General features: G+C 43.6%; 23 protein-coding genes and 1 tRNA gene. 15 read left to right on the top strand and 9 right to left on the bottom strand.

Annotation, left to right across the window (positions count from 1 at the left end):
- Nucleotides 1-35: 35 nt before the first annotated feature.
- From C0J08_RS12715 to C0J08_RS12705, 3 genes are read right to left on the bottom strand one after another with little or no spacing between them, the layout of a single operon-like run.
- Nucleotides 36-1064: an asparaginase gene (locus C0J08_RS12715; protein ID WP_212652320.1), complete on the bottom strand. Its 1029-nt coding sequence runs from the start codon at nucleotides 1062-1064 to the stop codon at nucleotides 36-38.
- Nucleotides 1061-2464 (bottom strand): aspartate ammonia-lyase, encoded by a 1404-nt coding sequence (locus C0J08_RS12710; protein ID WP_212652319.1) that lies wholly within the window; start codon nucleotides 2462-2464, stop codon nucleotides 1061-1063. Before C0J08_RS12710 ends, C0J08_RS12715 begins: the two co-directional genes overlap by 4 nt.
- Nucleotides 2465-2517: 53 nt before the next feature.
- Nucleotides 2518-3945, bottom strand: a complete 1428-nt coding sequence (locus C0J08_RS12705; protein ID WP_212652318.1) for an alanine/glycine:cation symporter family protein — start codon at nucleotides 3943-3945, stop codon at nucleotides 2518-2520.
- A gap of 216 nt (nucleotides 3946-4161) precedes the next feature.
- On the opposite strand from C0J08_RS12705, the gene C0J08_RS12700 reads away from it, so the two are divergent.
- The gene (locus C0J08_RS12700; protein ID WP_212652317.1) at nucleotides 4162-4977 is read left to right on the top strand and encodes a helix-turn-helix domain-containing protein; all 816 of its coding nucleotides are present in this window, start codon (nucleotides 4162-4164) and stop codon (nucleotides 4975-4977) included.
- On the opposite strand, the gene C0J08_RS12695 is transcribed toward C0J08_RS12700, so the two are convergent.
- Nucleotides 4974-5171 (bottom strand): DUF2986 domain-containing protein, encoded by a 198-nt coding sequence (locus C0J08_RS12695; protein WP_212652316.1) that lies wholly within the window; start codon nucleotides 5169-5171, stop codon nucleotides 4974-4976. The two genes, C0J08_RS12700 and C0J08_RS12695, sit on opposite strands and share 4 nt — an antisense overlap.
- Nucleotides 5172-5273: 102 nt before the next feature.
- Nucleotides 5274-5358, bottom strand: a tRNA-Leu gene (locus tag C0J08_RS12690).
- 158 nt (nucleotides 5359-5516) lie between these two features.
- Between C0J08_RS12690 and queA the strand changes: the two genes are divergently transcribed.
- From queA to C0J08_RS12660, 6 genes are all read left to right on the top strand, one after another.
- Complete coding sequence (gene queA, locus C0J08_RS12685) at nucleotides 5517-6578, top strand: tRNA preQ1(34) S-adenosylmethionine ribosyltransferase-isomerase QueA (protein ID WP_212652315.1); 1062 nt, start codon at nucleotides 5517-5519, stop codon at nucleotides 6576-6578.
- A 32-nt stretch (nucleotides 6579-6610) separates the two neighbouring features.
- Nucleotides 6611-7729 (top strand): tRNA guanosine(34) transglycosylase Tgt, encoded by a 1119-nt coding sequence (gene tgt, locus C0J08_RS12680; protein ID WP_212656306.1) that lies wholly within the window; start codon nucleotides 6611-6613, stop codon nucleotides 7727-7729.
- 72 nt (nucleotides 7730-7801) lie between these two features.
- Nucleotides 7802-8128, top strand: a complete 327-nt coding sequence (gene yajC, locus C0J08_RS12675; RefSeq protein WP_012070335.1) for a preprotein translocase subunit YajC — start codon at nucleotides 7802-7804, stop codon at nucleotides 8126-8128.
- A gap of 78 nt (nucleotides 8129-8206) precedes the next feature.
- Entirely contained in the window at nucleotides 8207-10057 is a 1851-nt protein-coding gene (secD, locus tag C0J08_RS12670) for a protein translocase subunit SecD (protein ID WP_212652314.1), read from the top strand.
- 9 nt (nucleotides 10058-10066) lie between these two features.
- Nucleotides 10067-10981, top strand: a complete 915-nt coding sequence (gene secF, locus C0J08_RS12665) for a protein translocase subunit SecF (RefSeq protein ID WP_212652313.1) — start codon at nucleotides 10067-10069, stop codon at nucleotides 10979-10981.
- Nucleotides 10982-11115: 134 nt separating this feature from the next.
- Complete coding sequence (locus C0J08_RS12660) at nucleotides 11116-12105, top strand: serine hydrolase domain-containing protein (protein ID WP_212652312.1); 990 nt, start codon at nucleotides 11116-11118, stop codon at nucleotides 12103-12105.
- A 72-nt stretch (nucleotides 12106-12177) separates the two neighbouring features.
- On the opposite strand, the gene asd is transcribed toward C0J08_RS12660, so the two are convergent.
- Both asd and C0J08_RS12650 read right to left on the bottom strand, forming a co-directional pair.
- Complete coding sequence (gene asd / locus C0J08_RS12655; protein WP_212652311.1) at nucleotides 12178-13035, bottom strand: archaetidylserine decarboxylase; 858 nt, start codon at nucleotides 13033-13035, stop codon at nucleotides 12178-12180.
- Nucleotides 13036-13060: 25 nt separating this feature from the next.
- The gene (locus C0J08_RS12650) at nucleotides 13061-14539 is read right to left on the bottom strand and encodes an HDOD domain-containing protein (RefSeq protein WP_212652310.1); all 1479 of its coding nucleotides are present in this window, start codon (nucleotides 14537-14539) and stop codon (nucleotides 13061-13063) included.
- 122 nt (nucleotides 14540-14661) lie between these two features.
- Here C0J08_RS12650 and motA point away from each other — a divergent pair, with 122 nt between their 5' ends.
- Both motA and C0J08_RS12640 read left to right on the top strand, forming a co-directional pair.
- Complete coding sequence (gene motA / locus C0J08_RS12645; RefSeq protein ID WP_212652309.1) at nucleotides 14662-15516, top strand: flagellar motor stator protein MotA; 855 nt, start codon at nucleotides 14662-14664, stop codon at nucleotides 15514-15516.
- 32 nt (nucleotides 15517-15548) lie between these two features.
- A complete protein-coding gene (locus C0J08_RS12640; RefSeq protein ID WP_212652308.1) occupies nucleotides 15549-16457 on the top strand; it encodes a flagellar motor protein MotB in 909 nt (302 codons plus the stop codon).
- On the opposite strand, the gene rsgA is transcribed toward C0J08_RS12640, so the two are convergent.
- Entirely contained in the window at nucleotides 16454-17488 is a 1035-nt protein-coding gene (gene rsgA / locus C0J08_RS12635) for a small ribosomal subunit biogenesis GTPase RsgA (protein ID WP_212652307.1), read from the bottom strand. The genes C0J08_RS12640 and rsgA overlap by 4 nt on opposite strands.
- A gap of 74 nt (nucleotides 17489-17562) precedes the next feature.
- Here rsgA and orn point away from each other — a divergent pair, with 74 nt between their 5' ends.
- The gene (gene orn / locus C0J08_RS12630; RefSeq protein WP_212652306.1) at nucleotides 17563-18114 is read left to right on the top strand and encodes an oligoribonuclease; all 552 of its coding nucleotides are present in this window, start codon (nucleotides 17563-17565) and stop codon (nucleotides 18112-18114) included.
- Between the two features lie 72 nt (nucleotides 18115-18186).
- Here the strand turns inward: orn and C0J08_RS12625 are convergent, their stop codons facing one another.
- Nucleotides 18187-19008 (bottom strand): sulfite exporter TauE/SafE family protein, encoded by an 822-nt coding sequence (locus C0J08_RS12625; RefSeq protein ID WP_249344270.1) that lies wholly within the window; start codon nucleotides 19006-19008, stop codon nucleotides 18187-18189.
- Between the two features lie 83 nt (nucleotides 19009-19091).
- Between C0J08_RS12625 and tsaE the strand changes: the two genes are divergently transcribed.
- The 5 genes from tsaE to hfq all read left to right on the top strand — a co-directional run bounded on the left by tsaE (nucleotide 19092) and on the right by hfq (nucleotide 24235).
- Complete coding sequence (tsaE, locus tag C0J08_RS12620; protein WP_212652305.1) at nucleotides 19092-19562, top strand: tRNA (adenosine(37)-N6)-threonylcarbamoyltransferase complex ATPase subunit type 1 TsaE; 471 nt, start codon at nucleotides 19092-19094, stop codon at nucleotides 19560-19562.
- An 86-nt stretch (nucleotides 19563-19648) separates the two neighbouring features.
- The gene (locus tag C0J08_RS12615; RefSeq protein ID WP_212652304.1) at nucleotides 19649-20977 is read left to right on the top strand and encodes an N-acetylmuramoyl-L-alanine amidase; all 1329 of its coding nucleotides are present in this window, start codon (nucleotides 19649-19651) and stop codon (nucleotides 20975-20977) included.
- A 57-nt stretch (nucleotides 20978-21034) separates the two neighbouring features.
- A complete protein-coding gene (gene mutL, locus C0J08_RS12610; protein ID WP_212652303.1) occupies nucleotides 21035-22966 on the top strand; it encodes a DNA mismatch repair endonuclease MutL in 1932 nt (643 codons plus the stop codon).
- Between the two features lies 1 nt (nucleotide 22967).
- Nucleotides 22968-23900 carry a tRNA (adenosine(37)-N6)-dimethylallyltransferase MiaA gene (gene miaA / locus C0J08_RS12605; RefSeq protein ID WP_212652302.1) on the top strand — a complete coding sequence of 311 codons (933 nt, stop codon included), beginning with the start codon at nucleotides 22968-22970 and terminating at the stop codon, nucleotides 23898-23900.
- 89 nt (nucleotides 23901-23989) lie between these two features.
- On the top strand, nucleotides 23990-24235 hold the full coding sequence (gene hfq / locus C0J08_RS12600; protein ID WP_012070321.1) for an RNA chaperone Hfq: 246 nt from the start codon (nucleotides 23990-23992) through the stop codon (nucleotides 24233-24235).
- The last annotated feature ends 1 nt before the right edge of the window (nucleotide 24236 follow it).

The raw sequence follows: 24236 nt of genomic DNA, 5'->3' as shown, positions 1-24236 counted from the left end.
CGGTGAATTCACGCCTTTTTTTGTGGAGAGATAGATTATTGATGTGTGTATTCACCGCAATAATTGATGTTCCATTTTTCTAGAATACTGTAGTAGCTTTCGCCAGTAGCAATGAGCCAGTGCAGCTTGCAGAATGCGGCTTCTAGGGTCATGTCTCTGCCGCTTAGGGCGTTCATCGACGACAAAATCGATCCAGCTGCATAGGCGCCTTGCGAGACGCCACCGTGTAGGCATTGAGTTAAATTAACGATATTTTTCTTACGAAGCATAGCTTCCGTTAAGAAAGATAAAAACGCTGGGTTTTGGTCGGGCACATTGCCAGCGCCATAGGTCATTAGCACAATGGCTTTGCAATCCTCGTCATCGAGCAGGCTTTGGTATATCGAACTTGGCTGACTTGGGTGTAATGTCAGCACTCCAACAGCACCGGCTTTAAAGCACACAAGGCGATGTTCAAGAGACGTGGTTGTTTCATCATGGCTTTTGATCATGCGATCTGGGTAAAGCTGTGTCTCTATGGCCAGTTCCCCTAACAAATCGTCATTAGGGGTATGGAAGGCTTCGAATCGGCCACTACTGACTTTTTGAATGCGATTGCCGCGCATCAACTTGCCATCAAAAACTAGGCTAATGTCCGCTATTCTATGAGATACCGCTAGCGACAATGCGGCTTGTAAATTGGACGTCGCATCGCTGCGGTTCATTCCTAATGGGATTTGTGACCCAGTAAGAATGACGTTCTTTGAACAAGCGCCAAGCATGAAAGACAAGGCTGAAGCGGTGTACGCCATGGTATCTGTGCCGTGAAGAATCACGAAACCATCGTAATCTTGCCAATGGGTAGCAAGAATCGACACCAATTTCGTCCAGTGCTTTGGTGTGATATTGGCGCTGTCAATTAAAGGTGAAATTTCCAGCACTTCAAAGGTGGGAAGCGTGCTTAGACTCATTCCTAGTGCCATTTCTATGCGTTCTTGCAAGCCAGAAGCAGGGGCTAAGCCCTGCTCTGTTTGCACCATTCCTATGGTGCCTCCGGTATATAAAACGAGTACTTGTGCTGTCATAGGGTAACCTTGCTAGGAGAAAGCATGGATTGTGGGCTCAACAAAATATTGACTTGTTCTTCAGTCAATAGCCCTTCTTCAATAACCAGTGCTTTCACTGTGCTGCCTGTGTTCAACGCGGTATTGGCAATACGTGATGCATTGGCATAACCAATGTGTGGAACCAGCGCTGTGATGATGCCTATGCTGTTTTCAACATGACCAGCACAAACCGCTTCGTTGGCTGTAATCCCGCGAATACAGCGAGTTTCTAGCATTTGGCAGGCTTCTTTTAGCATTTTCAACGAATTAAGTAAGTTATAAATGATCATGGGTTCCATGGCATTTAGCTGTAGTTGGCCTGCTTCTGCCGCCAAGGTGACCGCCAAATCAGAAGCAATTACTTGGTAAGCCGTCTGATTCATTGCTTCTGGAATAACTGGGTTTACTTTGCCTGGCATAATGGATGAGCCGGGCTGCATAGGGGGCAAGTTGATCTCGCCTAGACCAGTACGTGGACCACTTGATAATAAGCGTAAATCATTGCTCATCTTGCTGAGTTTTATGGCAAGACGCTTCAATATTCCTGAGAAGAAGACAAACGCACCCATGTCTGATGTGGCTTCTACTAAGTTGCAGGCAGGCACAAGTGGCTTGGTTGAAATAGTGGCCAGTTTTTCTACTACTTTTTTGGCATAGCCTTCTGGTGTGTTGATGCCCGTGCCGATCGCGGTGCCGCCAAGGTTGACTTCACACAGCAGGGCACAGGCCTCGCTAATACGATCAATGTCTTCGCCAAGGGTGACCGCAAACGCATCAAACTCTTGCCCCAGTGTCATGGGTACGGCGTCTTGAAGCTGGGTTCGACCCATTTTTACAATGTGAGCAAACTCTCGCCCTTTAGCTTCGAGTGCTTCTTTGAGTGATGCTAGGCTAGGAACAAAATTATCCGCCGCGAATTGAATACCTAAGCAAGCGGCGGTTGGGTAGGCGTCGTTAGTGGATTGCGAACGGTTTACGTCGTCATTGGGGTGTAGATATTTGTAGTCACCTTTCTCTCGGCCTAATTTGGTTAAGGCAATGTTGGCAATCACCTCGTTGGCGTTCATGTTGGTTGAAGTGCCTGCGCCGCCTTGAATAACATCGACAATGAATTGATCGTGATATTGGCCTTGAATCAGATCTTGGCAGGCAAAGACAATGGCATCGGCTTTTTCGGTCGATAACAGTTTCATTTCTTGGTTAGTGCGAGCGGCTGCCGCTTTAACCATGGCTAACGCTTTCACCAGTTCAGGGAAATGAGAAATCGGAACACCAGTAATGGAAAAATTTTGTGCCGCGCGTAATGTCTGGATGCCGTATAACGCATCAGCGGGAACGTCCATATTGCCAAGTAAATCGTATTCTGAGCGAGTATTCATTATGTGCTTCCTGACACCTCGCCGGATCACGGCGAGGTGTAATCTAAGTGAGGTTATTGGTGGTTTTTTTCGTTAGTCGGCCAAGATTCTTGGTCTAGGTCCAAATCGGCGAAACGGTTTGCTTCAAAGGTTGGTACTTTGTTGCCTTGTTTGCGCTGATCGTCAAAGTCTTTCATTACGCGTTTAGCGACTTTAAACAACAGAGCAAGGGCGAATAAGTTAACCAGAGCTAATAGGCCCATTGTTAAATCAGCAAAAGCAAATACAGTACCTAAGTCAAGAATGGCGCCTGTGCAGCAAAGGCAAATGATGATTACGCGGAAAGCGTTCATGAAGAAGCTGTGGTTGTCAGACTTGGTTAGGTAGCTAACGCTGTTTTCGCCTAGGTAGTAGTTGTACAAAATCGTACTAAAACCGAAAAGTAATAGGGCAATACTGACGAACATGCGGCCATAATCACCCATGTGAGTGGCCAATGAGGCCTGTGTTAGCGCGACACCTTGGACCGTGTCTGTGCTGCTCGGATCATAGGCGCTGCCTAAAAGAATGATCAAAGCAGTACAAGTACACAGTACGATGGTATCGATAAAGACAGAGAAGGCCTGAACAATACCTTGGTTTGCTGGGTGAGGAATGTAAGCAACGGCCGCAACGTTTGGTGCGCTACCAAGACCGGCTTCGTTAGAGAAAAGGCCACGCTTAACACCCATCAAGATAGCGGCACCGATACCACCACCAAATGCTGGTTCTAGGCCGAAGGCGCTTTTCACAATCATCACCAAGGTGTCTGGGATAACACTTAGGTTCATCGCAAGAACGATAAGGGCAATTAATAAATAACCACCAGCCATGACAGGAACTAAGATTTCTGCGACTTGAGCAATACGCTTCACGCCACCAAAAATAATCAAGCCGACAATAAGCGCCATACCGATGCCGCTGTAATATGGCTGAATGCCAAATGCGTCTTCTAGAGACGTAGCAACAGAGTAAGACTGTAAGGTTGTAAAGGCGATACCAAAGGTTGCCAATAACAGGATTGAATATAGGACAGAGAGCCATTTCCAGTTTTTACCGAGGCCACGTTCAATATAAAACGCTGGACCACCACGATAAGTACCGTCTTTTTCTGCTGCTTTATAGGTTTGTGCCAGCATACATTCTACGAAACTGGTTGCCATGCCCATTAGGCCAACAACCCACATCCAGAAAATCGCGCCTGGTCCACCAATGGTAATGGCAACAGCGACACCAGCAATGTTACCACCGCCTACGCGGCCAGCGACAGATAGAATTAACGCTTGGAAAGAGCTTAGATGTTTACCATCAGCTTCATGGTGTTTTGCCGTCAGGATACCGAACATATTGCCAAAATAGCGAAACTGCACAAAGCGTGTCGCTACGGTAAACCAGATGCCGATGCCGATTAGTACAGCGATAAGAACCTTACTCCAGAGCAGGTCGGTAAGAAGGGATAGCATGAGTTGTAACTCCTAATTCTTTTTAGATTTATTAAGGGGAATTTAGAAGCTCATTGGAACGAAAAAAAACGAGGAAAGGGAGTTCGTAAAAAAGCGCTTTATGATGCTAGTTGATGCTTTGATAGTATCAACTAGCATCACATTTTGGGTGTTATCGTGGTCGGAATTGATTACACTGCGGGTGTTTACCTTTGGCTTGTTTGATGAGGATGGTTTGTGGCTCAGGATCTTGCGGATAATTTGCAGTTATTATGCAGTTACTACAAATCGGTAGCGGATGTGTGTCGTCGGCTTAATATTAATCGTGCTCAGTTTAATCGGTATTTGAATGGGACAACGCTTCCTAGTAAGAGTACTCAGCGGCGAATTGGTGAGTTTTTTGGTGTTGAACCAAGTGAAATGGCACTGCCGCATGCGCAATTTGTTAAGTTGGTACAGGCTCGTCCGATTCGCCAGAACGAGGATGTTAAAAACTTAACGCCTGAGCAGGTGCAATTTAATCAGCTGAATCAAGCTGGCCAGAATGGTTTGGCAAAATATGCTGGTTATTATTTTGAGTATTATCTTTCTATGGCGTGCCCCGGAAAGATTTTGCGTACTTTGGTTCATATCGAATCCCAAGGTGATAAAACCTATTATCAGCGCACTGAGCGCTTGAACCCTCGTCATTCTAAGAAGTCTTTTCATGGTGTTTATAATGGTGTAGTGCAGTTGTTGTCGGACAGGTTGTTTTTGATTGACTATGAAAGCCAAACTCACGTAGAAATGACGCAAACGATTCTTTATCCTTCCTTTCAAAATCGCGTAGAACGTCTAACAGGGCTGCGCTTGGGGGTATCTGGTAGTGGTGAGAGGGCACCATGTTGCGCGCGAGTGGTGTACGAGTATTTAGGAGAAAGCATCAACAAAAAACACGTTGTATCCCAGTGTGGTTTGTATGATGTGGCTAGTGAACAGATAGATGAAGATATTCGCCAGTCAGTCAAAAATGATATGAAAGAGGGTGACTGGCATTTCAGAGCGCGCTTTTAGTTATCTTGTTCTTCGTTTTCAGCGGGTGCTTCGGTCGTGCTGTCAGTCGTTGCGTTGGCAGCCGCTTCCGCTTCCATTTTGGCTCGTTCTGCTTTGGAAATGTACTTGGGTTTCGCTTTTTTGGGGTTGGCTTTTAAGTTAGCTTGTTTGTTGCGCTTAGTTAAAATGTCTTTGATTTTTTTACGGCGATTCATGCTGTGTTCCTAAAATGATCGGTTGGTTTTAATAAATAACCTAAGAATGACATTCAAGGAACGAAAAAAAAGCCCTGATCATCGATCAGGGCTTTTTTATGTTGGTACCAGTAGGCGGACTCGAACCGCCACACCCGAAGGCAACGGATTTTGAATCCGTCGTGTCTACCAATTCCACCACACTGGCCTTGAAAAAGGTGAGGCGTATTTTAGGGGATTAATAATATAAGTCAACGGCTATAGTTATTATTTTTTATCTTTTTCACATCTGATGGCTTGGAAGTACCTTTTTGGGTGGATTTTCGCTAGAATGCTGGGTCGTTTTTTTTAGGTAGCTTTCTTTTCATGCTCGTTTCCGATTATCACTTTGATTTACCCGATTCTTTGATCGCCAATTACCCTATGCCTGATCGAACTGCTAGTCGGTTGCTGCATCTTGATGGGCCCAGTGGCGAGGTGGTGCATCGTCAATTTCCAGATGTATTGGATTTGGTTCAGCCCGGTGACCTCATGGTGTTTAACAACACAAGAGTGATTCCAGCCCGTGTCTTTGGTCAAAAGGAGTCTGGTGGAAAAGTAGAGATATTGGTAGAACGAGTTATTAACACCAATGAAGCACTGGCTCACGTTCGTGCGAGCAAGTCTCCCAAAGAAAACACTAAGCTGATTTTAGGGCAAGACAAAGGCGAGGCGATTGAAGCGACGATGATTGGTCGCTCTGGTGCTCTGTTTCACCTTGCTTTTAATGAACCTGTTTTGGACGTGTTAACTCGAGCAGGTCACATGCCGTTGCCGCCTTATATTGAACGCCCAGATGAAGACAGCGATCAGGAGCGATATCAAACGGTTTATAATCAAAAGCCTGGTGCGGTTGCCGCGCCTACGGCTGGTCTGCATTTTGATGAAGTGTTGCTTGAAAAAATAAAGGCCAAAGGCGTTGATATCGCATTTGTTACTTTGCATGTTGGAGCGGGAACATTTCAACCCATGAAGGTTGAGAATGTGCAAGACCACATTATGCACGCTGAGTATGTGGAAGTTGAGCCAAGTGTTGTAGAAAAGGTCAAAGCCACTAAGGCGGCGGGTGGTCGTGTTATTGCGGTGGGAACAACCAGTGTTCGTAGTTTGGAGTCGGCCAGTCAGTCTGGCGAGATTGCTCCGATGCAAGACGATACGAGTATTTTTATCTACCCAGGTTATGAATTCAAAACGGTGGATGCTTTGGTGACGAATTTTCATTTGCCAGAGTCTACATTGATTATGCTGATTAGTGCTTTTGCAGGCTATGACCAAGTCATGGCGGCTTATAAAGAAGCTGTTGCGCAAAAGTACCGATTTTTTAGTTATGGTGATGCCATGTTTGTTACACGAAATGCGCAGGCGAAAGGCCCGCAAGGTGAGGAATAAGACGTATGTCTGATAAACGTCCAGAATGTTTTATGGATTTTGAACTTCACACTACGTCAGGAAAAGCGCGTCGTGCGACTCTGACGTTTCCACGTGGGAAAGTTGAAACGCCTGCTTTTATGCCAGTTGGTACTTACGGTACTGTGAAAGGTATGTTGACCAAAGATATTGAAGAAATTGGTGCTGATATCATATTGGGTAACACTTTCCATTTGTGGCTACGTCCTGGAACGGATGTTGTGAAAGCGCATGGCGATTTGCATGACTTCACACAATGGAAAAAGCCGATTTTAACCGATTCCGGTGGCTTTCAGGTATTTTCTCTAGGGGAGATGCGTAAGATCACCGAAGAGGGCGTGAGTTTCCGTTCACCCATTAATGGGTCTAAGGTTTTTTTAAGCCCAGAAATTTCCATGCAGGTTCAGCGAGACCTTGGTTCGGATATTGTAATGATCTTCGACGAATGTACGCCTTATCCTGCGACGCCTGAAGTGGCGGCTAAATCTATGCGTATGAGTCTGCGTTGGGCTAAACGCTCAAAGGATGAGCATGGTGACAGTCCGTCGGCGTTATTTGGTATCATCCAAGGCAGTATGTACGAAAACCTTCGTGACGAGTCTTTAGAAGGGTTGGTGGATATTGGCTTTGACGGTTACGCTATTGGCGGTTTGTCAGTCGGTGAGCCGAAAGAAGAAATGATGAAGGTATTGGATTACACTACGCCAAAAATGCCGGAAGACAAACCACGTTATTTGATGGGGGTTGGTAAGCCGGAAGATTTGGTTGAAGGTGTCCGTCGTGGTGTAGACATGTTTGATTGCGTTATGCCAACACGTAATGCGCGTAACGGTCATTTGTTTACATCAGAAGGCGTTGTTCGTATTCGAAATGCGAAATATCGCCATGATGTCGATCCATTAGATAAAGAATGTGATTGTTACACTTGTAAAAACTTTTCTCGGTCTTATTTACATCACTTGGATAAGTGTCAAGAAATGGTCGGTGCACAATTAAACACGATTCATAACCTACGATATTACCAAACGCTCATGGCGGGATTGCGTAAGGCGCTCGATGAAGGTAGATTTGACGCCTTTGTTGATGAATTTTATGCGAAGCGAGGCCTAGAAACGCCAGCTTTGAGTGAATAATAAACAAAATTATGTAAGTTCCTGTGTAAAGGAGCTTACAACAGTTTCATAAACCATTGGAGAGTTAACACCATGATCGCATTGATCTCACCAGCTTACGCTGAAGGTGGCGCACCAGCAGATGCAGGTATTTTTAACCTAGTACTTCTTGCTGGCTTCGTCGTTATTTTTTACTTCCTTATGTGGCGCCCACAAGCTAAACGTGCAAAAGAGCATAAAAACTTGATTGCATCTCTAGCAAAAGGCACTGAGGTAGTAACTGGCGGTGGTGTACTAGGTAAAGTGTCTAAAGTAGACGATAACTATGTAGTACTTGAAGTGTCTGAAGGCATTGAAATGAAATTTCAGAAATCTTCAGTTGCTGCTGTTTTACCTAAGGGAACGTTGAAGTCAATTTAACCTTCTTTGAAAAGCGCCTGCCTAGGCGCTTTTCTTCTTTATCGATCCATTCAATTTTTTAGGTGTAAAGGAATTTTCATGCTTAACAAGTATCCCTTGTGGAAGTATTTGCTAATTCTTCTTGTTTTGGCTTTGGGGCTACTTTATGCATTCCCAAATCTTTATCCGGATGATCCAGCGCTACAAATATCTACCCAAAAAGCAACGGCTGTTGTTGATGAGCAAACTTTGCAAAAAGCAAAAGATGCGCTTTCTAAAGCGAATATAGATTTAAAAGAAGCAGAGGTTACCTCTGCTGGCGGTACCTTGCGTTTTAATAACGGTGAGGACCAACTTGCTGCTAAGCCTGTTGTGGCGGCGGCTTTGGGTGATAATTATGTAACAGCGCTTAATCTCGTGCCGACGACGCCAGAATGGCTGTCTTCAATAGGAGCGGGTCCGGCTAAGTTGGGGTTAGATTTACGTGGTGGTGTGCATTTCCTTTTGGAAGTGGATACGCCAGCGGCGCTAAAACAAAAGCTTGAAGTTAGCGCAAGTGAAATGAAGGCGGCGTTGCGTAAAGAACGTGTTCGTTATCGCAGTGTGGATATTGAAGACGGCGTGCTGTCTATCCGTTTCTTGAAGGAATCAGATCTGGCTTCAGCAGAAACTCTGCTAAAGAAAGACTTTGCTGAGTACCGTTATGCGACTCGCCAAGATGGTAGCGACTTCTATTTGGATGTCAGTTTCACTGAGGCCGAAACTAAGTCGATTGAATCTTACGCTTTACAGCAAAACTTAACGACGTTACGTAATCGTGTAAACGAGTTGGGTGTTGCGGAGCCATTGGTGCAACGTCAAGGCAGTAACCGTATTGTGGTGGAGCTGCCAGGTGTCCAAGATACGGCGGCAGCAAAACGTATTATCGGTGCCACGGCAAACCTAGAGTTCCATTTAGAAGCGGGTTTGGATGATAAAGGGGCAGATGTTGAAACTTTGTCTTTCCGTGATGGTAGTGGGCGTACGGCGCGATTAGAGCGAGATATCATTATCACTGGTGATAGTGTTTCAGATGCGAGTTCCTCTTTTGACGAAAATGGTCGTCCACAGGTGAACATAAGTCTGGATGCCAAAGGTGGTAAACAGATGAGTAAAGTCACTCGCTCTGCTGTTGGTCGTAACATGGCGGTTGTTTTCATTGAGCATAAGTCGCGTAGCCGTTTTGTTGAAAAAGATGGCAAAATGCAAGAAGTGCGAAGAAGTTACAGTGAGAAAGGGATTATTTCTCTGGCAACCATTCAGACTACTTTGGGTAATTCGTTCCGTATCACAGGCTTAGACAGTCCTCGTGAATCTTCTGAGTTGGCTCTTTTGCTTCGTGCTGGTGCATTGGCCGCGCCAATTTATTTTGTTGAAGAGCGTACTATCGGTCCTAGCCTAGGTGCTGAAAATATCAAGCTTGGTGTGAACTCTGCGCAAATTGGCTTGTTAGTTGTTATGTTGTTTATGCTGGTTTACTACAAGGTATTCGGTATATTTGCCAATATCTCCTTGGCTTTGAATATTGTGCTTCTAATGGCTTGTATGTCTTTGTTGTCTGCAACGCTTACCTTACCCGGTATTGCGGGTATTGTTTTGACAATGGGGATGGCGGTGGATGCCAACGTGCTTATTTTCTCGCGAATAAAAGAGGAATTGGCGAGTGGCGTACCCAGTCAGCAGGCCATACATTCTGGTTTTAACCGCGCCTTTACCACTATTTTTGATGCCAATATCACGACATTACTGGTGGCTGTGATTTTGTTTGCGGTAGGAACTGGCCCTGTGAAAGGTTTCGCAGTGACATTGTCGCTGGGTATTCTGACTTCTATGTTTACGGCCATCGTGGTAACCCGTGCACAGGTGAACCTTGTGTATGGTGGTCGTAAAAATAAGAAACTGTACATTTAGGAGAATGCCATGAAAGTGACAAATATTCCGTTTATGGCAATGCGTAAAATCGTAGCTGTCTTTTCACTTACGCTGATACTGATCTCTCTTGTTTCTTTAGCAACAAAGGGATTGCAGTTTGGGCTGGATTTTACTGGGGGGACATTGATTGAGGTGGCTTATGAAGAAGCTCCTAATCTGGATAATGTTCGTGCCTTATTGGGTGAGAATGGTTATGACGATGTTGTCGTGCAAAACTTTGGTTCGCCCACTGATGTTGTGGTCCGTATGGCGAATGCCTACACGGCGACATTGGGTGATGAGGTATTAGCAACGCTTCAAAATCATGGTAAGACAGCCGTTTCCCTTCAGCGTTCAGAATTCGTTGGTGCGCAAGTGGGTGAAGAATTACGTGAGCAGGGCGGCTTGGGTATGTTGCTGGCTTTAGCGATCGTCATGATTTATGTGGCGGTGCGCTTCCAGTTCAAGTTCTCTGTCGCTTCTGTTGCGGCTTTGATTCACGACGTTATCATTACGTTGGGTTTCTTTTCTATCTTTGAAGTGGAGTTTGACCTTACTGTGTTGGCGGCATTGCTTGCGGTAGTGGGGTACTCTTTGAATGATACGATCGTAGTGTGTGACCGAATTCGTGAGAATTTTCGTATTATGCGCGATACCACGCCTTACGATTTGGTGAATGAGTCGATCAACCAGACCCTTGGTCGTACATTGATTACATCATTAACCACCTTGTTTGTGTTGGTAGTGTTATTTGTTGCCGGCGGTGAGGCGATTCATAATTTCTCTATGGCATTATTAGTAGGGATTATTATAGGTACATACTCGTCTATTTTCGTGGCAGCAAATTTATTGCTTGCAATGAATGTGACGAGAGAAGATTTGGTGCCGACGCCAAAAGAAGAATTAGAAGACGATTTGCCTTAGTTATTGAGTGCGTTTAACTTTTTAAAAAGCCTGCTAAATTGCAGGCTTTTTTGTGAGTTTTTGTTGTGCTGTTATCTTATTTATTGGTTTGTTGCGTTTAAGTGTTTCTTTGAAGATAAGGCGATTATTGGGATATGTACTTTTTATTGCTTAGTTCATTGCTGTTGTTGGTTAGTGCTCCTGTTTTGGCTCTAGATTTGAGTGAGATGGATAAAACGGCACAAAGTTTTCCTAATATTAAGACGGTGCAAGTTGCTCATAAAGGGGAGATTGTTTGGTCTAAGGCGTATAACAAGGCAGACATTCATGCTGTCGCCAATATCAAATCGGCCTCTAAATCTATCATGTCTAGCATTGTTGGGATGGCGATAGATAAAGAGATTATTAAAGGGGTTGATCAGCCTATTGCGCCTATTTTATCTGATCAGTTACCTGATGATCCTGACTCTCAATTGAATGATATTACTATCGGTCATTTGTTGTCCATGCAGGCGGGCCTTGAGCGTACTTCCGGCGAGTATTATGGTCGTTGGGTAGCAAGTTCTAATTGGGTGAAGGACGCTTTATCAAGACCTTTTGTGGAAGAGGTTGGTGGAGATATGGAATATTCAACGGGCAGTACGCATCTGCTGTCTGCCATCATCATGCGTCAGAGTGGAAAGCATACTTATAAACTAGCTAATCGTTGGTTTAGAGGTTCTGGTATTCGCATAGAAAGCTGGGAAACAGATCCTCAAGGAATTCCGATGGGCGGAAATCAAGTGGGTATGACGCCAGCTTCCTTATTGGCTTTTGGTGAGTTGTATCGACGTGGCGGAGTAACTAAGAGCGGTCGTCGTATACTTTCTGAAAAATGGATTGCAGAAAGTTGGCAGCCGAGAACGCATTCGCGTTTTCATCGTGGTTTGTATGGTTACGGGTGGTTTATTCAGACTTTTGCTGGGGTGCAGGGTTACTTTGGCTGGGGGTATGGTGGTCAGATGATTTATGTTTTTCCAGAGCTGGAATTAACCATAGCTATTACTTCTGATGAGTTTTTGCCGTCAGGTAAAACAGGCTACCGTGATTTACTTCATGATATGGTCAGCCAAGATATTATTCCGGTGATTCAAGCGGGTATTTAGTGTAGACATTGCTTGGGTTAGAAGGGAAAAGCCTGCTGGTTGCAGGCTTTTTTGTGGAACTGGGTTATGTGGCTATTTATTAATCTTGCCGAAGTGCATGCCCATTTTGGTTGGAGTGTCCGCTTGGATGGACTCTTCCCAGTTAATCGCATCTTTGCCAAATAAAACGATAGCTGTTGAGCCTAATTTGAAGCGGCCCATTTCCTCGCCTTTTTTGATCTTTATGTCGTTCAGTTCTTTGTAGTCCCAAGTAACAACATTTTTGTTGAATGGTGTTACTTGTCCTGCCCAAACGGTTTCGATGCTGGCTACGATCATGGCGCCAACCAAAATAACAGCCATTGGGCCTGCTTCTGTGTCAAATAAACAAACGGTACGTTCGTTGCGGGCGAAGACGTTAGGGATCTGCTCCGCTGTCACTTTGTTAACGGAAAAAAGCTTTCCAGGAATGTGGATCATCTTTGTGAGTTTGCCGGTTAATGGCATGTGTACTCGATGATAGTCTTTTGGTGATAAGTAAACTGTAGCGAATGAGCCACCAAGAAATTGGTTGGACAATGATGCGTCGCCGCCTAGTAGCGTTGTTAGGCTGTAGTGATGGCCTTTTGCTTGAAAAAGTGTGCCGTGTTCAATTTTACCTAACTGGCTTACTGCGCCGTCAGCAGGGCAGGCAATGCTATTCTCTTTATTGCAAATAGGGCGCAGTTCAGGGCGAATGGCGCGAGTAAAAAAATCATTGAAATTGCGGTAAGAAGTGGCATCGCTGTTGATGGCTTCCGACATATCAACTTGGTACTTTTTAACAAATTGACTGATAAAGGTGTTTTTTACCCATTTGTTTTCGCATTCTGCAACTCTTCCTATTAGTCGAGAAAGTGTTTTTTGTGGTGTTAAGTGTTGTGCAAATGCAAATAGTTGGTCTTTATTCACGTTGTGTATCCTGATAAAGCTGAATTTATATTGGTTTGTGGCTGATTAAAGACACAATGCGTTTGAGGTTTTTGTAATCTGATTCGCTAAATTCTTTCCTTGTTTCTAGCCAAAATATCATTACTTCCGCATCAGATGATGGTGTTGATGCAAGCATTAGATGGCTGTTTGGGTCGATGATTTTATCTGAGGTATCGGGAAAGTCTTTTAATAGTTTATCAAGCTTTGTTCCAAATAAATGTATAGCAGAGCGTGTGTTGGATAGTTTTTTAAAGACGTTTGATGGTGAGTTCCATTTAATGCTTTTGATGGTTTCAATTTTATAGCCTGACTGAAATATTGGGCCTGTTCTATTATTTGAGTGTTTGAAAATAATGTTGTGTTGCGCGTTTGGGATTGCTTGATTAATGGTTTTTAAAGCTAGGTTTGCTTTTTGTTTGGTGTCCATATCTGGTGTTTGATTGAGTGCGGCTTTTAGGGCATCAATTGGTGGTAATTTGGTTTTGATGGCTTGCTTCGTTTTTTTGGTAAATAAGTTAGGGTCAAGCAATTGTTGTGCTAGAGGAATTTTACCACCCGTATTGTAAAGCTTGGCGGCTTCTGTGCTGGCTAAGTGTGCAGTCTTAATTACTTCACCTACACGTCTATGCATTACCGTTGCTACTACGCGATAAAAGAAAGGTAGATTTTTAGAATCCCATCTCATGAGAGTGGCTTCATGGGCAACCTTGCTAGCACAGTATGAAAAAATTAACGGACTGTTAACCAAAATATTTAGTCTTTTGTCTTCCGTAAAGCCAGGTAGTTCATCTGGATGGTGTGCTAGGTGAGCGAGCGACTGCATCTCTTTTGTATTGGGTATGAATTTTGTTAAGAAGGAGTCTGTGACCTTGTCTGGAGCGTTCCAGAAAGTGCAAAGGTGAACGGTAAGCTCATCTATTCGACACCCTAAAACAGCAAGCTCAGCTTGGTTGGCTTTTTCTCCAAGTGAAATTCTTTTATTAAGCTCTGTCATGGTCGGATAGGCATAAAACCACAAAAGCCATCTAGCCGAGTCTCGAAAGAGTGTTATCCAAAAAATATCATCTTCGTGACTGGTCAGCTTTTCAATTGCCCAATGCCTGGCAATGGTTGCAGCTTCGTAGCTAGTTTGTAATTGGCTTAAAAATTCGGTGAGGTGAGGAGAATTTTTTTTGTTTTTGGTTTCGTAAGAAACGAAGTGAGGTAATAGTTTTTCTATGCCATTCATTCCCACCATTGAAGCTGCATGAAATGGTGTTTTTATTTCGCTGTTTTTATTTGGGACGGTACGATTAGCTTCGTTTAGAATAGCAAAGGCTAGCAGAGGATCTGAAGCGATATTGGCTTGCATATCATCAAGGGTGTCTTCTGCTCTTTTTATTTGGGTTTTTAGACGAGCCAAATTAACTGCTCTAACAGGAAATTTTTTATTTTTTAGAAAATGTAGCCATTCATTTAGGCCAGAAGGTGACTTGTCTTTCATAGCTGGTTACATTAGTGGCTCTGTTGAAGTTAGTGTTTAAATGACGTTCTTATATTTTGATCTCATTAATCATACTGTATATTGAGGTGAGAGCATACTTTGTCAGTATTAAGGAAGAAAATATGTTTGCATTAGCTGGTTTGCTAGTGGTTGTTGTTAGTGTTGTAACTGGCTATTTAGCATCTCACGGGAATTTGTTGGCGTTATGGCAGCCTTTTGAGGTGGTCATTATTTGTGGTGCGGCATTAGGGGCTTTTATGGTCGCTAATCCATTTGTTGTACAGAAAAAAGTATTCACCATGCTGCCTCAGGTTTTTGTAGGTAGTCGCCATAACAAAAAATTCTATTTACAGTTATTAGGGGTGATGTACTGCTTGTTTCAAAAAAGCCGTCAAGAAGGTTTTCTGTCTATTGAGGACGATATTGAAGAGCCTTTTACTAGTGAGTTATTTAACCGTTTCCCTGATGTCGTTCGTGATCATGAGGTGGTTAACTTTTTAACAGATAACTATCGTATTTTTACTTTAACTGGCCTGCCTGCATATGAAATCGAAGCTATTATGGATAATGAGATTGAGCAGATACAAGAGGAGCTGGTTGAGCCAAGTCATGCGTTGAACCGCGTCGCAGAAGCGTTGCCTGGTTTTGGTATCGTCGCGGCGGTACTGGGGATTGTGATTACCATGGGGTCAATTGGTGGGCCGTTAGAAGAAATCGGCACTCATGTTGCGGCAGCCTTGGTCGGTACTTTCTTGGGGATCTTTTTAGGCTATGGCTTCGTCGGTCCTGCGGCATCGCATTTAGAGACTTTGGCAAGTCATGAATTAAAGGCTTATCTATGCGTTAAAGCGTGCTTAAACTCAATTGTGTCTGGTTATGCTCCTCCTGTTGCGGTGGAAACGGGTCGTAAGCTGTTGCCACCTGATATGCGTCCAAGCTTTATTGAATTATCAAATGAACTTAAACAGTACCGTTAAATGAGTGTATTCGAGAATAGGGGGATAATAGGATGGCTCTAGGATCTAACGGGCTGGTAATTCGTCGCGTTAAAAAGGTTAAAAAGGGTGGTCATCACGGTGGGGCATGGAAAATCGCTTTGGCTGATTTTGCTCTGGCAATGATGGCCTTTTTCCTCGTCTTGTGGATCATTAGTGTTGCATCTCCAGCAGAGCTAAAAAGTATTGAAGGTTATTTTCAAGATCCAATGGGGCCTTCAGATGCAGGTTATAGTGCCAATCCTATTGATTTAGGAGGGAGTCCGGCTAAGAGTGATGAAAGAAAGCTGGATTTAAAGTTGCCAGACCCCGGTAGTGTTGTGACTGAGTCAAAAGATGAGTTGCGTGGTAAGGGACCGGGATCAAGTGAGTCGAAAGGGATTAATCAGGCCATACGTAAAGAAATGGAGAAGATGAATATTGTTGTTTCTAAGCAGAAGAATTTGCGTATTGAAATTACACCTCTCGGAGTGCGAATCACCTTACTAGATGACCCAGATAAGCCAATGTTTGAGCGTGGTAGTGCGCGTATGATGCCAGACATTGAAAATACGTTGCTAACAATGTCTCCCATTTTTAACAAGGTTACCAATCCGATCGTTATTACAGGGCATACTGATTCATCTAAATTTAGCGGTTCTGGTGGTATTGATAATTGGGATCTTTCAGCGTTAAGAGCCAATGCAGCTCGACGAATTCTAGAAGAGGGAGGTGTGAAAGATAAGCGTTTTGCTCAAGTGATAGGTTTGTCAGATACTATCCCTTATAACAGATTTGATTTGAATAGCCCTGAGAATAGACGTATCAGCATTACGTTATTGACCGATGATGCTTATAAAAAGCTGCTTGACCAGAATCGTCGCTATTTTGGTAATCCTGGCCTGCAATCAGATATAAAGCTTACTCCTGAAAAAGTTTTTTAGAAGGCTTGGTTTTCTCGTATTGATTGCTTGATTCTGAGGAAGCTTTGGAAGCGGTGTTCGGTTATTTCTCCTTTATCTAATGCTTCAAGAATGGCGCAGCCGGGTTCTTTTTCATGGGCACAGTCACGGAATCGGCAATAACCAATGTGTGGGCGAAATTCGATAAAGCCGTTTAGTAGCTCATCTTCAGAAATGTGCCATAGGCCAAATTCTCGAATTCCTGGAGAATCAATTAAATCGCCACCTTTCGGCATGTGGAATAGCCGTGCTGTCGTGGTTGTGTGCACGCCTTTTTTACGTTTCTGGGAAAGTTCACCCACGCTAATGTCTATGTTTGGGAGTAGGGTGCCAATCAGAGACGACTTGCCTACCCCAGATTGACCTACAAATACGCTTGTTTTGTCCTGCAAGAAATCATAGAGAGCTTCCATACCTGCTTGGTTTTTAATGGAGGTTCTGATGATTTTATAGTTTAGGTCTTCGTAAGTTTTAAGAAGCTTATCTAGATCTTCTTTGTTGCTATCGTCTATCAAGTCACACTTGTTAAGTAGTATGACGGGAGGAATCCCCACTGTTTCAGCGGCAACTAAATAGCGATCTATTAGGTTGGCATGAGCGACGGGTTCGGCTGCTATGACGACAATAATATGGTCTATGTTGGCAGCAACAGGTTTTATTCTGCCGTGCATGTCGGGGCGAGACAGGGAGGTGTGTCTCGGTGTGGTGGCAACAACAACGCCGCCCTCGTTTTGTTTGGGGCGCCAGGCTACTTTGTCACCGGTTACTAATTGACCGAGATTGGCGCGTAAGTTACAGCGTGTCGATATGCCAATAAAAGGTTCTTGGGTGCCTTCGACTTCCACTTGGGTTCCGAAGTGAGAAATAATGATACCTTCCGTCTCTGGTCCGAGGTCGGATGATTGGAGTAATTCTTCGGCAACTTCACCACGTTTTTGAGTGCGTTCAACGCGCTCTTTTTGAATTCTTTCGATTCGCCAAGTTTGTTGTTTAGTAAGTTTTCGCTTCGACATTAGTTTCGTCTGGTCATAAAGTAAGGCGCATAGAGTATAATGCTTGGCAATGATAATAAAGGACTTGGAAGGTTATGAGCTTAAATGAAGAGAATTTAGTGTGGATCGATCTTGAAATGACAGGATTGGACCCGGAAACAGATACTATTATTGAGATTGCGACTGTCGTAACAGATAAGCATTTAAATGTACTTGCGAAAGGCCCGAGTCTTGCTATTCATCAAGAAAAAGCAGTGATGGATGCGATGGATGAATGGTGTACTCAGCATCACGGTGATTCTGGATTAACGGCGAGAGTGCTGTCTTCCTCTATTAGTATGGAGCAAGCAGAGGAAGAAACTATTCAATTCTTGGCTCAGTATGTTCCTGCAGGAAAATCGCCAATATGCGGAAATAGTGTGGGGCAAGATCGTCGGTTTTTGTATCGTTACATGCCGAAGCTTGAGTCTTTCTTTCATTATCGTTATTTGGATGTGAGTACGGTAAAAGAATTGGCAAGACGCTGGAAACCAGAAGCGTTGGAGGGATTCTCTAAGTCTGGGTCACATTTGGCAATGGATGATATTTTGGAGTCTATTGGTGAATTGAAGCATTATCGTAAATCCATGTTCGGTATGGAAGAGTAGTTTTCGGTTGATCGTTATCTGGTGGCGGCGTTGTATGTTTTAAGCCTGTCACCAGATTTTATTGTCCGGTTGTTAATTTAGTCCGGATACACCGTCCCATATTAGTTTTAACCCAGTTAGGAAGAGAAAACTGTACATGGCTTTGAAAAACAAAGCGGTTGATAATCGGTAGTGTAGCCATGCTCCTAATTGCACGCCTAGGAAGGCGATTGGGGTAAAGTAAAGAGAAAGCTGTACGTTTGATGTGTTCAGTTGTCCAAGCATTCCGTAAGGGATGAGTTTGACATAGTTGATGGCGGTGAAGATGACCGCAGCGGTTGCAACATATTGGGTTTTTTCAAGGTTGGCTCTAAGTAGATAAACGCTCATCGGAGGTCCTCCAGCGTGAGCGATAAAACTGGTGAAACCTCCAATGGCGCACCAAACTTTTCCTATAAAAGGGCTAAGTGGCTTTTGTAATCTTGTTCGGCTTTTTCTGGGCCATGAATTCAAAGTGAAACCAACGGCAATAACTCCTACCATTATTTTTAACCATTCTGCAGAAAACCATGAAGCAGTAAGGCCGCCGATGGCGACACCAGCTATTGCGGCAGGAATGCATTTCAAAAGTTGCTCTGAATTCCATTTTTTCCAAAACTTTTGCACGGTGAATAAATCCATGATGCAAAGGATTGGCAGCATAATAGCTGCGGCTAATGTTGGAGAGGTCTGAAGGGTAATGAGGGGGACGGCGATGATCCCAAATGCTCCAGAAAAGCCACCTTTAGAAATGCCTGTTATGAAAACGGCAATGGCAATTGTTGATAGGAAAAGCCAGTCCATAGGAATCCTTTGCTGTGTGATTGCTTTTGAGAGTGTCAGTTTTTTATTATGAGGTATTGATGCTTGTTTCAAAAGGCTTCTGTATTAGAATTGTCAGAAATAAACAGCAGTAAGATTTGTGTGCTCTATTTGAAGAGGCAAAGAGGAAAAAATTAATGCGATTAGAGAAAGATGTATTTGGGGAAGGGGCTATGGAGGCTTTGGGGGTAGCTTTTTCATCTGCACTAAAGGCTGGCATGGTGGTGTATTTAGAGGGTGACCTCGGCATGGGGAAGACTACCATGGTGCGTGGAATACTGCGTGGATTGGGTTACCAAGGGCCTGTTAAGAGTCCAACTTATACCATTGTAGAGCCATATGAGTTATCTACTATGGAAGCTTACCACTTTGATTTGTATCGAGTGTCAGACCCTGAAGAATTAGAATTTATGGGTGTTAGAGATTATTTTTCTGAGGGTAGTGTTTGTCTAATTGAGTGGGCTGAAATGGGACGGGGGATTCTTCCTGAGGCGGATGTAATGATTTCATTAGGGCTTATTAAGCAAGGTCGTAATGTCTTATTGGAGTCTCAAACTGAAAAGGGAAATGAAGCATTAAATGTTTTGCGCGACATCATAACTTCTTGATGTATAGAAGACTTTACTATAAGTAAGATTGAGATCCATTTAATCAGCAGTTATAGTGTGTCAGATATACTAGCTAGCTGTCTGATATGCATACTAAATTTCGTACTTATCTTTTTATTTTAATTAATTTGTTTTTATCTTTAGCGGCATTGAATGTTTATGCTGCAGAGGTTCGCGATATTCGTGTTGCTCAGCAAGAAGGAGTGACACGTCTGGTTTTTGAGCTGTCTAAAGCATCGGAACATCGTATCTTTCCTCTTTCTAATCCTGATCGAATTGTTTTAGACATTAGCGGTGTGGATTTAAGTGCATCCGTTGTAAATGATATTTCTGCGCTATCTTCGGATGTTTTGCTGAGGGTGCGTTATGCAAAACGAGATGATGGGGTTCGTTTTGTATTAGACCTTGGTCAGTCTGCTAAAGCCAAAAGTACGGTGTTAGCGGCCAATGGAACTTATGGGCCGCGCATTTTAGTTGAGCTTGAATATGGTGTTAAAAAGCCTGCCACTATTGTCAAAAGTTTAGCAAATCTATCAAAAGAGAAACGTGACATTGTTATTGCAATTGATCCCGGCCATGGTGGTAAAGATCCTGGTGCATTAGGGCAATATAAAGTTAGAGAAAAAGATGTTGTGTTGTCCATAGGTAAAGAGTTGGCTAGACGTATCAATGCTGTGGATGGTTTTAAAGCTGTTATGACACGTTCAACAGATACTTTCTTGAAGTTGCGAGATCGTTCTCGGGTGGCGCGTGAGGCTAATGCGGACTTGATGATTTCTATTCATGCCGATGCATTTACTAAATCTAGCGCTCGAGGTGCTTCTGTTTGGGCGCTGTCATTAAGTGGTAAAAGTTCTGAAATGGGACGTTGGTTAGCTCAGCAAGAAAATTCAGCCGATTTGGTGGGTGGTATTTCATTGGATGATAAAGATCAATTGCTTGCTGAAGTCTTATTAGATATGTCGATGAATTCTACGATTCAAATGAGCTTAAATATAGGTAAGAGTGTTTTAGGGGAAATGAAGCGTGTTGCTGTGTTGCATAAAAACAGTGTTCAGCAGGCCGGTTTTGTTGTGTTGAAGTCTCCTGATATTCCATCGATTCTGATTGAAACGGGGTTTGTTTCCAATAAAACCGAAGCTAAAAATCTTTCTAGTCGTAATTATAGGGTGAAATTAGCCGCCTCTATTGCTAAAGGGGTGGTTGAATATTTTACGAAGAATGCTCCTGATGGCACTTTGGTGGCTTGGAAGCAGAAAAAGCATTCAGATTATGTTTATACCGTTAGTAAGGGGGATACCTTATCTGAAATAGCTCGCCGTAATCAGGTGTCATTGCCTTTGTTGAGAAAAGCGAACAACTTAAATAATGATGTTATCTGGATTGGTCAGAAACTTGTTATTCCTGCAGGATAAAGTCACATTGAAGCCTTTGTTGATTATAAAGGTTGTTTCACATTTAAAAGGTCGTTCATGAAAAGAATTAATCTTTTGTCTCCGCGTTTAGCCAACCAAATTGCAGCCGGAGAGGTGGTTGAGCGACCAGCTTCCGTTGTAAAAGAATTATTAGAAAATAGCCTTGATGCGGGCGCGTCTCAGCTTGATATTGATGTCGAGCAAGGAGGAGTGCGACGAATCAAAATTCGTGATAATGGCACGGGGATCATGAAAGATGATTTGCCTTTGGCATTAAGTCGTCATGCGACAAGTAAAATTATCACTTTAGATGATTTGGAGGCTGTTCGTACGCTAGGCTTTCGTGGAGAGGCTTTGGCTAGTATTAGCTCCGTTTCTCGAATGCACTTAACTTCTCAGGCTGAAAATGAAGAAGAAGCATGGCGTGTTGAGGCAGAAGGTAAGGATATGGCGACTGCAGTTCGTCCTGCTTCTCACCCGCAAGGAACGACTATTGATGTTCGGGATTTATTTTTTAATACGCCCGCTCGTCGTAAGTTTCTACGTACAGAAAAAACAGAATTTACCCACCTTGAAGAAGTGGTGAAGCGTTTGGCGCTCAGTCGTTATGAAACTGGCTTCCGATTAAGTCATAACGGTAAGCAGGTTTACGATTTGCGACCTGTCACAGACCAGCTTCACGCTGAGCACAGATTGGCGACTCTATTAGGTAAAAAATTTATTGAGAATTCTTTAACTCTGGATGTGGAAGCCGCTGGTCTGCGTTTGTGGGGGTGGATTGGTTTGCCAACATTCTCTCGTTCTCAGGCGGATTTGCAATACTTCTTTGTTAATGGTCGTGTGGTGAAAGATAAGTTGGTCGCTCACGCTGTGCGACAAGCTTATCGGGATGTTTTGTATAATGGTCGTCACCCCACTTTTGTTTTGTATCTAGAACTTGATCCATCGACAGTGGATGTCAATGTTCACCCCACTAAGCATGAAGTGCGTTTTCGCGATGGCCGTTTGGTTCATGACTTTTTGTTTAGCCGAATTCACAAGGCGATTGCCGATGTTCGACCTGAGTCGGACGCTGCGCCAACGGGTGTGAGTGACCCTAATAGTGGTGGTAGTGAGTCGGTTGAATATAGTTCGAATATTGCGGAACAATCTGCTTTGCCTTTGTCTAATAGATCAACATCGAATTCGATGGATTGGATGCGTGGCTCGCCAAGTTCATTGGGCGGTGCTGAGGTGCGTAGTCAGCTTGATGGTATGAATCGACTTTCTGGTTATGCGCAAGAGTATGTGTCTAAGGCGGAAGAAGTTGACCTTGAGACGGGTGAAATAAGAGAGATTGCTCCCCTTAGTAGTTTGGGGCAAGGCGCTGACCCTTTTGTAAGATTTGAAGGTGACTATCAAGCTGTACCTCCTCTTGGCTATGCTGTTGCACAGTTGCATGGTGTTTATATTCTTTCGGAGAGCGAGCAGGGCTTGATTCTAGTCGATATGCATGCGGCTCATGAGAGAATTGTATACGAGCGCATGAAAACGGCGTTTTACCAGAAAAATATTTCGACTCAACCTTTATTGGTGCCAATTAATATTTCTGTTTCACAAAGTGAGGCGGATTTGGTTGAGGAAAATGGTTCTGCCTTTGAGGCGTTCGGTTTTCGTGTTGATAGAACTGGATTGGAAAGTGTTATGGTTCGCGAAGTTCCCGTTATACTGATTCGTGGTGATGTAGAAAGTTTAGTGCGTGATGTGATTAGTGACTTGGCTGCAAATGGTGTTTCAGATCTTATTGAATCAAGGGCAAATGAGTTAATGGCTTCGATGGCCTGCCATGGCGCTGTTAGGGCGAATCGTAAGTTGACTATTGCAGAGATGAATAGTCTTCTTCGTGATATGGAAGTAACCGAGCGTAGTGGTCAATGTAATCATGGTCGACCGACTTGGGCGCATTTGAGTATGTCTGATTTGGATAAACTCTTTTTGAGAGGGCGTTGATATGACGAAACCACAAGTTGTTTGTTTGATGGGGCCGACTGCCTCGGGGAAAACGGGTCTGGCGGTTGAGTTAGCTGAAAATCATAATTTTGAAATTATCAGTGTTGATTCTGCCTTGGTCTATAAAGGTATGGATATTGGTACAGCGAAGCCAGATGCGGCATTGTTGGCCAGAGCGCCTCATCGCTTGATTGATATTATTGATCCATTGGAGTCTTATTCTGCGGCTGACTTTGTGATTGATGCGGTAGCCCATGCTCAAGAAATTATTGCCAAAGGCAAAACGCCACTCTTGGTAGGCGGTACCATGATGTATTTCAATGCGCTTCAGAAAGGGTTGGCTGAAATGCCGAATGCGGATGCGGCGTTAAGGGCGAAAATCGAAGATGAAGCGGCAGAAAAAGGTTGGCCAGCTTTACACGAAGAGTTGCAAACTTTTGATCCAGAGGCGGCATCTCGTATTCATCCGAATGACCCTCAGCGTTTACAGAGAGCAATTGAGGTGTATCGATTAACTGGAAAGACGATGACGCAGTGGTGGGCTGAGCAGGAAAGTGTCTCTTTGCCATTTGATATGATCAATATGGCTGTTATGCCTAAAGAGAGAAGTGTCTTGCATGAAAGAATAGAGCAGCGCTTCTATGAGATGATGGACCAAGGTTTTTTAGCGGAAGTGGAGGCTTTATACAATCGTGGTGATTTAACGATTGAAATGCCATCAATGCGTTGCGTGGGGTATCGTCAACTTTGGCAGTATTTAGATGGTGATGATTTGTTAGATGATGCTATCTTTAAAGGGGTGGTTGCTTCTCGTCAGTTGGCTAAAAGGCAGCTTACTTGGCTAAGGGGGTGGGAAGATTTGATGATTTTTGACAGTTTGTCTAAAGAACTTGTACCCCAGGCCTTGAATTACATAGAAAGCAGGATTATATAGGGGAAATAGTTAAAGATTTGGTGTAGTATCTACAGTATTGTTTTATCAATATTTAATTTAATATTTTTTGCTTGTTTAAGGAGATCACAATGTCAAAAGGGCAATCATTACAAGACCCTTATCTAAATATTCTACGTAAAGAAAGAGTGCCAGTATCTATCTTTCTTGTAAATGGAATTAAGCTTCAAGGTCAAATCGAATCATTCGATCAGTTTGTGATTCTTTTGAAAAATACCGTAAGTCAGATGGTTTATAAACATGCCATTTCTACGGTTGTTCCATCCCGCACAATTCGCATCCCGTCTCCTGATCAGCCGGAAGATGACGCTGAATAGT

Origin of the sequence: Marinomonas sp. CT5 (genome assembly GCF_018336975.1) — a bacterium.
Classification (GTDB): domain Bacteria; phylum Pseudomonadota; class Gammaproteobacteria; order Pseudomonadales; family Marinomonadaceae; genus Marinomonas.
The sequence above is the reverse complement of the archived record's forward strand: the minus strand, read 5'-3'. Positions and strand labels throughout refer to the sequence as shown.